Source organism: Rothia nasimurium (genome assembly GCF_928382285.1).
GTDB classification, from domain to species: domain Bacteria; phylum Actinomycetota; class Actinomycetes; order Actinomycetales; family Micrococcaceae; genus Rothia; species Rothia nasimurium_E.
Map to the genome: position 1 here is coordinate 1 of NZ_CAKMSS010000007.1, position 13,280 is coordinate 13,280.

Sequence of the window (13,280 nt, forward strand, 5' to 3'; positions counted from 1 at the left end):
TCAGGCATGTGGGGTTTTTGGGCTCACTTGGTTTAGGTTAGCTTGTGGGGCTAACTTGTGGGGTTGGTTGCCTTGTGTTGATTGGGTTGTGGGGGTGTTGGGGACACACTTTTCTGCCTATAACCCATGATTCTGCCTTCAGACCTGGCATCAAAACACCCTCCGCAACGTACCAAACCATGGCTTGATATAGACCAACAGGTAGCCAAACTAGAGATGCGTGGGTTGCCTTTGGACGATTCACAGTGGGCTTTTTCCCGTCTCTATAGATGTCTTCAGATTTCCGACCCGGCTGCCGCTGCAGAGCTCGCCTAGTCGCCGTCCGCCCCGGGTTTTCTATGAATATGAAGAAAACCCGGGGCGGGTTGTTTTTGTTCAACAAAAGGGCGTAGGCTGATTAACGCAACATTTTTCAACGACGAAAATGAATGGGAGACCCCCTCATGCGCATTGGCGTACCCCGCGAAATCAAGCCCCAGGAACAGCGCGTTGGCCTCACCCCCGACGGCGTGCTGGCTCTTGTTCAGGCTGGCCACGACGTGCTAGTTGAGAAGGACGCCGGGCTCGGCGCAGGCTTCTCCAACGAGGAATACGAGAAGGCAGGCGCTACCCTGGTCAGCCAGGACGAGGCCTGGAACCAGGCTGAACTGCTGGTGAAGGTCAAAGAGCCAATTGAATCCGAGTACAAGTACCTGCGTGAGGATCTGACCCTTTTCACCTACTTGCACCTAGCTGCCGATAAGCCCCTGACTGAGGCTCTGCTGGCTGCGAAGACCCGCGGTATTGCGTACGAGACCGTGCGTAACGGCCGTGCCCTGCCCCTGCTGCTCCCCATGAGTGAGGTTGCGGGCCGTCTGGCTGCTCAGGCTGCGACTCAGTACACCATGGCTACCGAGGGTGGCCAGGGTATTCTGCTGGGCGGCGTGCCCGGTGTTGCCCCCGGCCGTGTGGTGGTTCTGGGTGGCGGTAACGTGGGTACCCACGCCGCTAAGCTGGCTGTTGGTGCTGGCGCTGAGGTTACTATTCTTGAGGGTTACGGCCCCCGTGTGCGTGAACTGTCTGACCTGTTTGGGTCTACTGCGCGCGTGCTGAACTCCACTCCCGCAAATATTGAGCGTGAAATCGCTGAGGCCGACGTGATTATCGGTTCGATTCTGGTTCCTGGCGCTAAGGCTCCTAAGGTTGTGCGCCGTGAGCACCTGAAGACCATGAAGCCCGGCACCCTGCTGATTGACGTCGCGATTGACCAGGGCGGTTGCTTCGAGACTTCCCGCCCCACCACCTACGCTGACCCGATTTTTGAGGTGGACGGCATCCGTCACTACTGCGTTGCTAATATGCCCGGTGCTGTGCCCCGCACCTCGACGATCGCCCTGACCGACGCAACCCTGCCCTACGTGCTGAAGCTGGCTGCTGGCGTGGATGAGGCCCTGGCCAACAACCCCGACCTGGCTCTGGGCCTGAACACCGACGCTGGCAAGATTACTTTTGCCGGCGTTGCTGAGGCCTTCCCTGAGCTGCCTGCCGCCTAGGTTTTAGAGGTAGCTTAAGGGGGCGGACGCCCGCCCCACCTTCCTGCCCTGCGGCAGGGGAGTGGGGCGGGCGTCCTTTGTATATTTCCGGGCTACTTGCTGTGCTTGCCCGTATATGGTGGGCGCACCGGCAGGAGCCTGCGCGCCAAGAGGTAGAGCATGTACGCTAGCGCGGCGTTGAGGGACGCTGTGCCCCACACTGTGAGCGCAAGTGATTCCGGTAGCAGGGTGTAGAAGAGGAAGGTTCCTAGCATGGTGCCTGCCAGGCCGAGAAAGAGAATCCCGGCCCCGTGCCAGGCGTACTTGCCCTGCCAGGGAACACGAGCCATTTCGAGGCCGACTCCGCCGAGGAAGATAGAGACGAATCCCAGCCAGTTGCTGTCGGCATATATGCCCCAGGCTATAGACCCGTAGCCTAGGCCAATGACCAGAGCGGCTGCGGGAGAAGCCCCGATCATGATGGGGTCTTGGCTTGGTTCGTGTGCCGGGGTGTTTGTCATTCCTGCTCCTTGCTGAGGGGGTGGTAGCCGGGGGTGACAAAGCGGTGGAAGATGAAGGTGGTGGCTGCCAGGAGGGGAAGGCGCCAGGTGGCACTGGCGGGGTCGTCTAGACCGGGGTAGAGCAGGGCAAGGACGGCCACTGCGAAAACCGTCTGGGAGACTAAACCATAGCTGATAGGTAGGGTTCTTTTTGCTGATGCTCGACGACGGCTGATATAAAAACCGAACGCCACACAGCAGAAGATAAGAACCATGGTGAGCAGGTGGGCCTGGAAGATGAGGCTGGCTGCGAGAGCTATAAAGAGGGCTGTGATGGTGAGAGTTTGCAACCAGCTGTAGCCGATACGTTCCTCGTAGGCGTAGGGTTCGGACGCCTGCTGCACGGCTGGCCGGGACTGGATGGTTTGTTCGGTCATGGGAATCTCCTCCTTGAGATTTCTACCATTGTAGAACTGTGGGCTCTAGTCAGGCTAGGGCTGCCTGTTATTTTTCGTTGGGTATGACTGGTTTACTCTTGTAAATCCAGGGCATCGCGAACCGGGCTGCCATGGTGAGGGCGCCAAAGCTGCTGATGAGGATTGCAATGTTTGACCAGGCATCTGTTTCTGGATCGGTGAGAATAAGCCACATAACGGTAAAAAACCATATAACGAGAGTTGCTAGGGAGATAACGGTGTAGCTGGTGCGGGTGTATGTTTCGATACGGTCATATTTGAGTTTGGACTGGTCTTGCGTGTACCAGATGGGGATGAATATGAGCGGGAAGAGCCCAGCTAAGTAGCCGTGTCCTGCAAGTATGACGGCGAGCATGCCTGTGTATATGGCTGCAAGTAGAAGAGACGGCCCCCAGGGTGCTCCGTTGGCCTGGTAGCCAATTTTTTCGGCGGTCTGTAAGGGTGTTGTCATGGTGGTAACCTCCTTGTTGTTTGCCTACTCCACCCAATTATATCATTGCTTACTATTTTGGAGGGTGGAGAAAAGGTCGCAACCTTCTGGTTGCGACCTTTTCTCATACACACACATTTCTTTCGCACCTATCCCTTACGGGAGGAGCTTCAGAGGTTACACACATTTCTCTGAAAGGGGTGACTCATCGCCACGGTGAGATTCTCAGTCTCTTGAGGTGGTGAGGTTTTCTCTCCTCGTCCTCATGTCTTTAACTATGGCACCCTAACCTTTGAGCTCAATTCGGGGAACCTGTGCGAAACCTAAGAAAATACTTTTCTGGTGAAGTTTCTGTGCTGGCTGGTGGCGGAACTAGCCGGTGGTGCAGCCCCAGGCGTCCGCACCCGCGGCGCAGTCGTCGGCAACTAACCCAACCTTGGTGCGCCAGACCCGCACGAGCTGCGGGTCGCTGGTGCGGCTGACGGTCCCGTCGATGACCTGCCAGGGTCCGCCCTCTACCGAGTATTCACCGCGGTAGGCGGTGGTCAGAGCGAAATAGTAGTCGCCGGGGTCTGTGTAGCGGTGGGAGGTGTCGGTGGGCTGGTCCCAGACGTCCGCGCCGAGCTGGTAGCCGGGGTAGGCAATTGGCCCGAGGGCGGCGCCGTCCCCGTAGTCGAAGGTGTAGGAGATGGGGGTTGCGCGGAGCACGACGTTTTGGCCGTTGATGGTGCGCGTGAATTCTTGGGGGTTGGGGTTGGCCCAGAAGTTGGTGTTGTAGTTTTTGAGGGTGTGTGGTGCGCGTTCTTGCTGGGGTGTGGCGGCTGCGATGGGGAAGGTGTCGAAGTCTTGGGTGGTGAGGGTGACACGGACGGTGCGTAGTACGGTTTGCCCGTTTTCTTCAGCGAGTTCTAGGCCGGCGGCTTCGAGGTCGGCTGGGTCGAGGGTGATGCAGCCAAGGCTGCGCCCTTGACTGAGGGCGTAGGGGGAGTCGCGGCCGGCGCCCCAGTCGGACGGTACGAGCCCGAGTGTGCCGACGTTGCCGTCGTTGGTGAGGCAGTAGGAGCCTTCTCGAAGGCTGGCGCCACGCTGAACGGGTGCTTTGCCGGGGACGTCGGGCTTGTCGAAGTAGATGAGGTTGACGGCAGATGGGAGACCCTCATTGTGGACTTGATACTCAGGAGGAGCATCAACTGAACTATCTACACCATCTTCAGACTTGATAAAGCTCTCAATGATATCGATTTTAAATCCATCATCGTCTGCCTCACCTGATGAGGTAGCATGAGCCCCCGGAGATGCGTTCAAAATAGCTAGTAAAAGCGCACAAGAGATTGAAAATACTTTAAGCCGCACTAGTTAATCTCCTTTGTGCTGAGTACCCTCCAACCCCCATCTTGGAATTTCAGGCGAAAATCTACGCCCTTACTTATTGAATCTGAGTTGTCGTTATAGATTGCTTTACCGTCATACCAGAGAACAGAGTCTTCTGCTTCAAAGTTGCTCCCAACTGAGTATTCTCCGTTTCCCAGGGAGACAATGAGTTCTTTGTTGTAGTGGACAGTAAGTCCACCAGCGACAACCCACCCCCCTGAGGCATAGATTTCTTCCAGCGATTGATAGAATTCATGTTCTTTAGTATGGGATTCGTCGACTAGTAGTTTCACCTCTGAGGTATCGCCGGTCTGGTAAGCATAATTGCGCATCTCCTGCCAGTACGCAATAAATTTTTCCATTGCCTCTGGCGACTCAATATTCATGCCTTCCGGTGCCACAGGCTTCGGTACGTTCTGAGCTGGTCCGTGTTCATCAGCAGCACGGTATTCACCCTCGGGTGCTTTAGAGCCACCTGAATAGTTGGTTTCTTCCGCGCTAGCTGTTTCCTCTATGGCACTTGTGCTACTGGACGCCGCCGCAGCTGTTACTGTGCTGGTGCTGTCGTTGGGTTCAGGTACTGATCCTGTTGCCTGCGCACTGCAACCTGTAAAAGCTAGTAGCGCGATAGCTGTTAGGGCAAGATTACGGGTGGGAGTGTGTTTCATAAGGGCCTCCTGGTGACGTCGTTGTGACTAGGTCTTATGTGTGTTTATAGTGCTGGGTTTATGCCATGGCAAGAGTTTCGGCCCGCTTGCCCGGTTTTTGACAGCAGATTACGCTGAAGACGGCCAGTTATCCACAGGTCTTGCGTCTGACGTGGGCTAATAGGCCTACAGGGAAGAACTGCGGAAAGTATTTGAGCTGACCCCGTTGCTCTATCTAGCAGTCCTTCAAAATATAACGAGTAAAGCGCCCCTCACCTGGCGGTGCGAGGGACGCTTATAGTAATTAGAGGTCGCTAGAAAAGGGTATCGGATGGATTATTTACTACCGCGTTGGTAAGAGGTATATTCTCACGCTCTAGCCCGTAGTGCCGACGATTAATGGCTTTGCCAAGTGCGTTGGGGATGCCCACGACTAATGCGTTACCCATGCAGAAAGCGCGATGCCCGTCAGTTAAACCTGTATCGGTCCAGCCCTTGGGGAAACCCTGAATTTGGTCTAGTTCATCAGGAATAAGACGGCGTAGGCGACCTGATTCTGTCTTTACAACATGTTTAAATCGTGAGGCGCCAGCTCCGCCCTCACCTGTCAAAATGGTACGTGCCGGGCGGTCGAGGGGGTCGGGGAAGGACATGCTGCCTTCTGAGTAGGTGTACTTGAATCCACTAGCTTTATTGATACGTTCCTCTTTTTTCCCGCCCTTGAGGTATTCCCATGCCTGGATTTTGCTAGGTTCAATAAAGAACTGGTCTGGTACTTCGGTCTCGTCGACCACGATATCGCCGAGAGTAAGACATTTGCCTGTGTACAGAGCTTCTGGTTTAGCGGTGTAAACCTTACCGTGCTGCATTACGCCGGCATCTTGGAATCGTGAGGTTTTTGCACCTAGACCAAAGTTTTGAGTTACTTCAAAGGGGTCAGAGCTGATACTAAAGTTATCTTCCCGAGTCAGGTTCTGAGTGATAGGGAAGGCCTCAGCAAAAACTCCTTCGGTGCGCAGGTTTGCTTCTAAATCCCATGATGTTTCGGTAAGTTCTGCGTAGATATATACACGTTTACGCTTCTGGGGGTGGCCATAGTCAGCTGCGTTAATAACGCGCCACTCAACGGAATACCCCAGCGAGTAGAAGCATGAAAGAATAATTGCGAAGTCACGACCACGCTGCTTTGAGGGCGACTTGAGCAGACGGTCTACATTTTCGAGGACGACGTATTGCGGCTTTTTCATGTCTAGCGCACGGTAGATATCCCACCAGAGTACGCCCTTTTTGCCTTCAATGCCGTGTGACTGAGATAAGGGCTTGGAGACAGAGTAGTCCTGGCAGGGGAAGCCACCAACAAGCATATCTGCGTCTGGAATAGTGATTTCACCATTTTCGGCCATGGTGAGAGCTTTATTGATGTCTTCGTTGAGGAAGTTTTCTTCACCAAAACGTGCAACATAGCAACGGGCAGCAAACTGCTTAGTGGGGGTTCCTGGGGGTTCCCACTGGTTAGCCCAGACTGTCTCAAAGCTGCCAGCTGAGGGCAGGGTAAACCCATCTTTGTTGTAGCCTTCGAAGCCCAGGCGGAAGCCGCCGACACCTGCAAAGAGCTCGATGATACGAATCGGCTGGTCTGCCACGGTTGAACCTCCCGCTTGGAACTGTAAGTCTTAAGAGTATAGATCAGAATAGGTGTTCTGATCAATTCTATGTGATAAGCATCTATAATTTAGGTGCTTTCTGCTTTCGTCGAGCGAAATGAGTTATAGAGAATGGCCAATGAATTCACCAGGGAGTCTTTGGAGTCCCTCCTAGATGCAGCTATGGGCAGGACGCTGGGGGAAGTTGATAGCAAGCATCTTATTGATCGTTATGTGGAAAGCCGTCCTGACCGTGTGGTCAAGGGGGTTCCTGGCGATATCATCGAACAATCTGTCCTTGGCCTCCCCAAAGATTCTCTCCAGAAAGCTGACCTCTTGGTTGACGGGAATCCAACGGAGCTGAAGGTAACCGGGGTCTATAAACGTGGGGAAGGGACGAAAGCGGAGTACCACGCCAAGGAACGTCTTACGATAACTAATGTGAACTACTCTGGAGTCGTTCAAGAGAGTTTCATAGATTCCCATCTGTGGGAGAAGATTCAGAATATCTTGCTGGTGTACTACCAGTACGGTGATGCCCGTGCGCTCTCGACTGAAGACTACAGAAAATTCCGGTACTTGCTCTACTCAAATCTTCACTTCAGTGATGAAGAAAGAGAGATTATCAAGTCAGATTGGGAACAGGTCCAGGGTTTCTTCGCCTCTGAGCGTGGCCAGTATGTTATTAGACAGCTTCAGGACTCTCAAACTGACGACGAAGCACGTCGAGCCCTGAGAGCAGAGCTATCCGCGGCCCTTGGTGGGCTGATGTATCTAGAGGTTGCTCCTAAATTTCCTCGTGCCCGGTTGGCTATAAAAAACTCGTACTTCAAAGTAAAGACAAAAGAAATATTTAGCGCGAAAGCATCGCAGCAGAAACTGGCAGGGGTTTCTGGTTATTCAGATTTGCTCCAACAAATTTCTAATTCTGTAGCACCTTATGTTGGTATGAAGCTAGGAGATATCGCTAAAGAAGCGGCAGAAGCTAAATCTTCTACTCTTGCTGACCGAATCAGCAAAGGGGCAACCAACTACATGCTTGGGTACATGCTTACTGGAGATTACGTTAAAGCTACTTCTATTGAAGAGCTTGCTAAAGCTGGCTTCATTGTTAAGGCAATACCCATCAAGGACACCGGCCATAAGAAGGAGGATTCTAAACTTACCCCGGTCGTATTCTCAGAATTTGAGGATGATACAGCTTTCGAAGATTCAACACTTTTTGATTACCTTTTTAGTCACAGGTTCTTATGCGGGGTCTTTGAACGTCATCAGGGGAAGGACAGAAGCCTAGATATCTTCAGGGGTGTTAAGGTTATTGAATTTTCAGACAGCATGTTTGAAGAATCTGCCCGGAGAGTTTGGGAGACAATGCGTCGCATGTACCTTCAGCAGGAGATGACCACTCACTTGGCTCTGCGAAAAGATGGAACGGTTATCTATAACAAAAATGGTTTCCCAAAGATGGGGAACAACCTACCTAAGTCCAAGGAATATGAAATCTTTATCAAGGGTACGAGCGGAGATTCATCGAAGAAACCGTTAGTCCTTAACGGACATGCCTTCTACAATCTGGATTATTGGATAAAGGGTTCCCTCATGGTTGAGTTACTCAATGAATCTGAGTTCCTTTAAGAAGAGTGATTCAAAAAATCTGGGGTGAAGCAGGATTGCAGCGAGCGTAAGCCTGTTTCACCTCTTTCAATCTTCTGGTCCCGCTATATGGGCAGCCCCCGGTACAAACCTCCCCTAACCCTCCGGCAAGAAGCCGGGGTGCCGCGTCCACCCGCTAAACTAGACCCCATGCGCTACACCTACCTCGGCCCGTCCGGAACCTTCACCGAAGCAGCCCTCCTCACCGTGCCCGGTGCCCCCGACGCCGAACGCATACCCGCAACATCCGTCCCCGCAGCCCTCGACGCGCTGCGCGACGGCACCGCCGATGCCGCCATGGTACCCATTGAAAACTCTGTTGAAGGTGGTGTGACCGCAACCCTCGACGCCATTGCAGCTCTCGACGGGTCCCTGCGTATCGTCCGCGAAGTGCTGGTGCCCATCACCTTCGTGCTGGTTGCCCGCCCCGGCACCACGCTAGAGAACGTCAAAACCATTTCAACGCACACCCACGCCTGGGCGCAGGTGCGCCGCTGGGTGGCAGAGAACAAGCCGGACGCCGGCTACCTGCCCGGCTCGTCCACTGCTGGCGCGGCCCTTGGCCTGCTCAACGATAACCCGGGTTACGAGGCCGCCGTCTGCTCACCGGCAGTCGCTCAAGCCCACCCCGAGCTAGAAGTGCTGGCCCACAATATCGGCGATAACAAAAACGCCGTCACCCGTTTCGTGCTCGTCGCCCGCGACGCTGAAACTCCCGCACCGACCGGGGCCGACAAAACCACCCTGGTCATCCCGCTACCCCAGGACCGCCCCGGCGCCCTACTTGACCTGCTTGAACAGTTCTCCACCCGGGGAATCAACCTCTCCCGCATCGAATCCCGCCCTACCGGCGAATTCCTGGGCTCCTATTTCTTCTCCATCGACATTGACGGGCACCTCTACGACGCCCGCGTGCGCGATGCCCTGCGCGGTATCCACCGCGTCTCACCCGGTGTGCTCTACCTGGGCTCCTACCCGCGAGCCGACAAGCGCCTGGCAGCGGTAGACCCCATGCACGATGAAGAGTCCTTCAACGCTGCCCGCGACTGGGTAGAAACCCTCTTCCCGGGTGGGCGGCCCGAAAGCCTCAAACACAACATCTAAATGTGGGTCTACCTATAAGGGAGTCTCTGGTCCCTGAAAACACAACTAAGACTCTTCTAAGCCCCATATCTGGTGGTGTTTCCAATCATCCGGAAATCCCATCTCCTGGGCAGTAAGGAAAGGCACTGCGGATAGCGCTGAATCGACAAGAGAAGCAGTTCTACTTGCCCAGGCTGAACCAGGGGATACGGTTTCAAGGATCTTGGCAATAATGATAAGCGCGCCGTAAATTTTTTCGCTCTGCTGCCTTGGGGTGCCCTCCTGCCCCGGTGGGAGGGGCAGATGCGAGAGAGATTCTAAACCGCTAACCCTGGATAAAATACCAGTACCCATAGGAGATAAGGTGCAGTTCCATATTCTGGCGTGATGGGCAGACTTATTCCGTAGCAGGGTCAGCTGACGCAGAGCAGCTGCAAAGGGGTGATTGGGTGAAAGGCCTTTGGCCTCTTCTCTTCTGAGCCCCAGGTTTCTAACATCTATGCCAATTCGGCCAGCAACCTCGTTCTGATCTGGGGTTCTCAACAGATTGAACAGCTTAGAAAGGTCCGAGAAATCTAGCACGTCCATAACAACCCAGGGCGCTAATTGAACCCCATATTTCTCCACATTGTGCTTAATGTGAGAGCTATCTCGTGACCCTAACGCACGATTTACTCTTGAGGTAATAGTGCTAATGATCTGGTAGTGCTCGTATTCTCTGCCCCGGGTCACCCGAAAATTATCCCTATCGTATAAGGCGAGCGACCCAGTGCTGCTAATGATATCTGCTAAAGATGTGCGCAGGGCAATCTCAACCCGCTCAATACCGTCGTGTACTTGAGTACGTAGCTTCCGGTCAAACTCATAAAGAGCGGTAATCTCGGTAAACCGAGTTCCCGGCGCGAAGGTGTCCGTACGCACGGGACGGGGTGGATTTCCCATCGAAAGAGGTGGGTCGCTTAGCATTCTGCGGGTGTACCAGTACCCGCTTAGTCTGTAGTACCCAACAGTTGATAGCCATTGCTGAGCCTCAGCTTCATTGACGTCCATGCCTCGTTCACGGAGCAGGGCAATCTGCTGCTCAATAGATGTGGGCGGTTTATGCGGTGACGTCATTGAACACTCCACGGCCTGGTGAAGGAGGGAATAGAAATCCAGCCCACACTTCACTATGGAAGGCGGGCTGAACGATTGATACCAATTATATACAGATAAGGCCCGCTTATCTAGAAAGTGTGTATATTTCACTGCGGCCTGAGGAGCTTAAGCACCATATCTAGAGCCGCAAGAGCCTCTGCCACCAGCGGCGGTGCTGCTCTACTAGCTCCTCGCGGGCGTTCACAAAATCACTCAGTGAACGGATCTGCATGTCATCAGGGTAGACCTGCACCTTGACCGCAGCGGGGAGCACCTGGGCGTGGAAATCGCTGACGTCACCGAGCACGTCCCCGTCCACCTCAACGGGCAAGCTGGTATTGGGGAAGTAGACGCGGACGTCCGTACCCACAAAGTGCTCGACAACCGGGTAACGGACCCGGGTGGGGCGCAGAATAAACTGAGCCGCCATACGCACCCAGCTACCCAGGTTGCGCGGGGTCAGCACAATCACCTCAAGCTGCCCATCGGACAGCTGAGCTGTCTGTGCAAGATTCACCCCACCCTGAATCTTGCCGGTATTGGCAACCAACACAGCCCGAATCTTGCGGCGAACGGGCGCACCGTTATTCACCGTAATCACCGCTGGGCGGCGGCGGGTGAACATGTGCCGGGTGCTAGCCTCAACATAGGCCAACCAGCCGATGCGGGCTTTCAAATCCTCTCGGGTGTCGGTCATAATCTGGGCGTCAAAGCCCGCTCCACCCATGACCACAAAATTGACCGGCGGCAGCTCCTTCTCACCCTGCATCTCCATACGAATCATGTCGATGGTGCGACTCTGCCCATGCAAGGCAATATTGATGCAGGCGTGCAGGTCATTGACGTCCATGTCGAGGTTGCGAGCCAGCAGATTGCCCGTGCCCAAGGGCACAATGCCTAAGGTGGCAGTGGTGCCCGCCAGGCCGTCCGCTACAGCGCGTACGGTGCCGTCACCGCCCACAGCCAGCACAATCTCAGCCCCGTCCGCCGCAGCCTGCTGGGCCATACCAAAGCCGGGGTCGTTAGCCTCAGTCTCATAGAACCTAGCCCGAGGCCAATCAGCCAGACCCAGCTCGGCGGTAATCATGCGAATCACCGAATCAGCCCGATCCTTGGTGGGGTTATAGACCACCGCAACCTGCTTCGGTTCACCCGGCTCCAACATACGGTGCAGGGGCCGGTAGACCGGGAAAAGATCAGGACGCTCCCGCCTACCCTTGCGCACAGACAGCGCCACCCCACCCAGGGCAAGAGCAGAAGCAGCAGTAAGGGATACACCGAGAGTTGTACGCGAAACCATATCACCAGCATACTGAATAAAACCCTTCCCCGCCGACCCCGGCTCCCCAACCCCAACCCCTTCACCACCCCAGCGGACGCACCCCGCCGCTCCCAGCGTCCGCACGCCTGACATCGCAGCGGCAACTACGGTAAATTTAGAGGCATGATTGACATTAACCTCCTGCGTGAAAACCCCGACGCCTTCCGCGCCTCCCAGCGCGCTCGCGGCGCTGACGAAACCGTCATCGACCAGATTCTCGAAGCGGACGCCACCCGCCGCACCTCCATCAACGAATTCGAGAAGCTCCGCGCCGAACAGAACGTCTTCTCCAAGAAGATCGGCAAGGCCGCCAAGGAAGAAAAGCAGGCCCTGCTTGCTGAGGTTAAGGAACTCTCCCAGAAAGTCTCAGAAGCCAAGGCCGCTGCTGACGCCGCTGCCGCCCGCCAGGAAGAACTGGTCGCCGGTGTTGGCAACCTGATTATTGACGGCATTCCCGCCGGCGGTGAGGACGACTACGTGGTCGTCAAGCAGGTGGGCGAGCCCCGCAACTTCGAAGCCGACGGCTTTGAACCCCGCGACCACCTGGAAATCGGTGAACTGGTGGACGGCATCGACATGGTGCGCGGCGCTAAGGTCTCAGGCTCCCGCTTCTACTTCCTCAAGGGCCATGTAGCCCGCCTGGAACAGGCCCTCATGTGGATGGCCCTCGACCAGGCCACCGCCAACGGCTTCACCATGCTCACCACCCCCACCCTGGTGCGCCCCGAAACCATGAACGGTACCGGCTTCAACGTCGAACATGACGACGAAATCTACCGCCTTGAGCGCGACGACCTCTACCTGGTGGGCACCTCCGAGGTCGCCATCGCCGGCTACCATGCCGATGAAATCATCGACTTCGACAAGGGCCCCAAGAAGTACCTGGGCTGGTCCTCCTGCTACCGCCGCGAAGCCGGTTCCGCCGGTAAGGACACCCGCGGCATTATTCGCGTGCACCAGTTCAACAAGGCCGAAATGTTCGTCTACTGCCCCGTTGAGCAGGCAGAAGAGATGCACGCCAAGATGCTGGCCTGGGAAGAAGAAATGCTGGCCAAGTGCGAGCTCTCCTACCGCGTGATCGACACCGCCGCGGGAGACTTGGGCTCCTCCGCCGCCCGCAAGTTCGACTGTGAAGCCTGGGTGCCCACCCAGGGCGCCTTCCGCGAACTGACCTCAACCTCCAACTGCACCACCTACCAGGCCCGCCGCCTGAACGTGCGTGAGCGCATGCCCGACACCGTTACCGCAGACGGCAAGACCAAGAAGGGCGGCACCCGCACCGTCGCCACCCTCAACGGCACCCTGGCAACCACCCGCTGGCTGGTTGCAATCCTCGAAACCCACCAGCAGGCCGACGGCTCCGTCCGCATCCCCGAGGCCCTGCGCCCCTACATGGGCGGCCTTGAGGTTATCCCCGTAGCAGCCTAAGCCCGCAAGGTACCATCTACCTCGGAAAAGACCACCTAGTTCGTGGGTCTAACCGGCGTAGATGGATGGTACCTTCTGCT

Annotated in this window: 12 protein-coding genes; 4 read left to right on the forward strand and 8 right to left on the reverse strand. The window is 55.6% G+C overall.

Annotation, left to right across the window (positions count from 1 at the left end; genetic code table 11):
- Positions 1-443 precede the first annotated feature (443 nt).
- Positions 444-1,532 (forward strand): alanine dehydrogenase, encoded by a 1,089-nt coding sequence (gene ald / locus L6758_RS08205; protein ID WP_237205570.1) that lies wholly within the window; start codon positions 444-446, stop codon positions 1,530-1,532.
- Between the two features lie 92 nt (positions 1,533-1,624).
- On the opposite strand, the gene L6758_RS08210 is transcribed toward ald, so the two are convergent.
- The 6 genes from L6758_RS08210 to dcm form a co-directional block, all read right to left on the reverse strand.
- Positions 1,625-2,032, reverse strand: coding sequence for a hypothetical protein (locus L6758_RS08210; protein WP_237205571.1), 408 nt, complete (start codon positions 2,030-2,032; stop codon positions 1,625-1,627).
- Positions 2,029-2,448, reverse strand: coding sequence for a hypothetical protein (locus L6758_RS08215; protein ID WP_237205572.1), 420 nt, complete (start codon positions 2,446-2,448; stop codon positions 2,029-2,031). Before L6758_RS08215 ends, L6758_RS08210 begins: the two co-directional genes overlap by 4 nt.
- A gap of 67 nt (positions 2,449-2,515) precedes the next feature.
- A complete protein-coding gene (locus tag L6758_RS08220) occupies positions 2,516-2,938 on the reverse strand; it encodes a hypothetical protein (protein WP_237205573.1) in 423 nt (140 codons plus the stop codon).
- Between the two features lie 351 nt (positions 2,939-3,289).
- A complete protein-coding gene (locus L6758_RS08225) occupies positions 3,290-4,222 on the reverse strand; it encodes a hypothetical protein (protein ID WP_237205574.1) in 933 nt (310 codons plus the stop codon).
- 47 nt (positions 4,223-4,269) lie between these two features.
- The gene (locus tag L6758_RS08230) at positions 4,270-4,956 is read right to left on the reverse strand and encodes a DUF6318 family protein (RefSeq protein ID WP_237205575.1); all 687 of its coding nucleotides are present in this window, start codon (positions 4,954-4,956) and stop codon (positions 4,270-4,272) included.
- A gap of 293 nt (positions 4,957-5,249) precedes the next feature.
- On the reverse strand, positions 5,250-6,578 hold the full coding sequence (gene dcm, locus L6758_RS08235; RefSeq protein WP_237205576.1) for a DNA (cytosine-5-)-methyltransferase: 1,329 nt from the start codon (positions 6,576-6,578) through the stop codon (positions 5,250-5,252).
- Positions 6,579-6,710: 132 nt separating this feature from the next.
- Between dcm and L6758_RS08240 the strand changes: the two genes are divergently transcribed.
- Positions 6,711-8,213 carry a MutH/Sau3AI family endonuclease gene (locus tag L6758_RS08240; RefSeq protein ID WP_237205577.1) on the forward strand — a complete coding sequence of 501 codons (1,503 nt, stop codon included), beginning with the start codon at positions 6,711-6,713 and terminating at the stop codon, positions 8,211-8,213.
- Between the two features lie 168 nt (positions 8,214-8,381).
- A complete protein-coding gene (gene pheA, locus L6758_RS08245; RefSeq protein ID WP_237205650.1) occupies positions 8,382-9,335 on the forward strand; it encodes a prephenate dehydratase in 954 nt (317 codons plus the stop codon).
- A 45-nt stretch (positions 9,336-9,380) separates the two neighbouring features.
- On the opposite strand, the gene L6758_RS08250 is transcribed toward pheA, so the two are convergent.
- The gene (locus L6758_RS08250) at positions 9,381-10,430 is read right to left on the reverse strand and encodes an Abi family protein (RefSeq protein WP_237205578.1); all 1,050 of its coding nucleotides are present in this window, start codon (positions 10,428-10,430) and stop codon (positions 9,381-9,383) included.
- 160 nt (positions 10,431-10,590) lie between these two features.
- Entirely contained in the window at positions 10,591-11,751 is a 1,161-nt protein-coding gene (locus L6758_RS08255; RefSeq protein ID WP_237205579.1) for a diacylglycerol/lipid kinase family protein, read from the reverse strand.
- Between the two features lie 144 nt (positions 11,752-11,895).
- On the opposite strand from L6758_RS08255, the gene serS reads away from it, so the two are divergent.
- Positions 11,896-13,200: a serine--tRNA ligase gene (gene serS, locus L6758_RS08260; RefSeq protein ID WP_237205580.1), complete on the forward strand. Its 1,305-nt coding sequence runs from the start codon at positions 11,896-11,898 to the stop codon at positions 13,198-13,200.
- The last annotated feature ends 80 nt before the right edge of the window (positions 13,201-13,280 follow it).

Excerpts from the sequence above, each read along its gene's own strand:
- ald (WP_237205570.1), top strand. The coding sequence starts at position 444 with ATGCGCATTGGCGTACCCCGCGAAATCAAGCCCCAGGAACAGCGCGTT.
- L6758_RS08210 (WP_237205571.1), bottom strand. The coding sequence starts at position 2,032 with ATGACAAACACCCCGGCACACGAACCAAGCCAAGACCCCATCATGATC.
- L6758_RS08215 (WP_237205572.1), bottom strand. The coding sequence starts at position 2,448 with ATGACCGAACAAACCATCCAGTCCCGGCCAGCCGTGCAGCAGGCGTCC.
- L6758_RS08220 (WP_237205573.1), bottom strand. The coding sequence starts at position 2,938 with ATGACAACACCCTTACAGACCGCCGAAAAAATTGGCTACCAGGCCAAC.
- L6758_RS08230 (WP_237205575.1), bottom strand. The coding sequence starts at position 4,956 with ATGAAACACACTCCCACCCGTAATCTTGCCCTAACAGCTATCGCGCTA.
- L6758_RS08240 (WP_237205577.1), top strand. The coding sequence starts at position 6,711 with ATGGCCAATGAATTCACCAGGGAGTCTTTGGAGTCCCTCCTAGATGCA.
- pheA (WP_237205650.1), top strand. The coding sequence starts at position 8,382 with ATGCGCTACACCTACCTCGGCCCGTCCGGAACCTTCACCGAAGCAGCC.
- L6758_RS08250 (WP_237205578.1), bottom strand. The coding sequence starts at position 10,430 with ATGACGTCACCGCATAAACCGCCCACATCTATTGAGCAGCAGATTGCC.
- L6758_RS08255 (WP_237205579.1), bottom strand. The coding sequence starts at position 11,751 with ATGGTTTCGCGTACAACTCTCGGTGTATCCCTTACTGCTGCTTCTGCT.
- serS (WP_237205580.1), top strand. The coding sequence starts at position 11,896 with ATGATTGACATTAACCTCCTGCGTGAAAACCCCGACGCCTTCCGCGCC.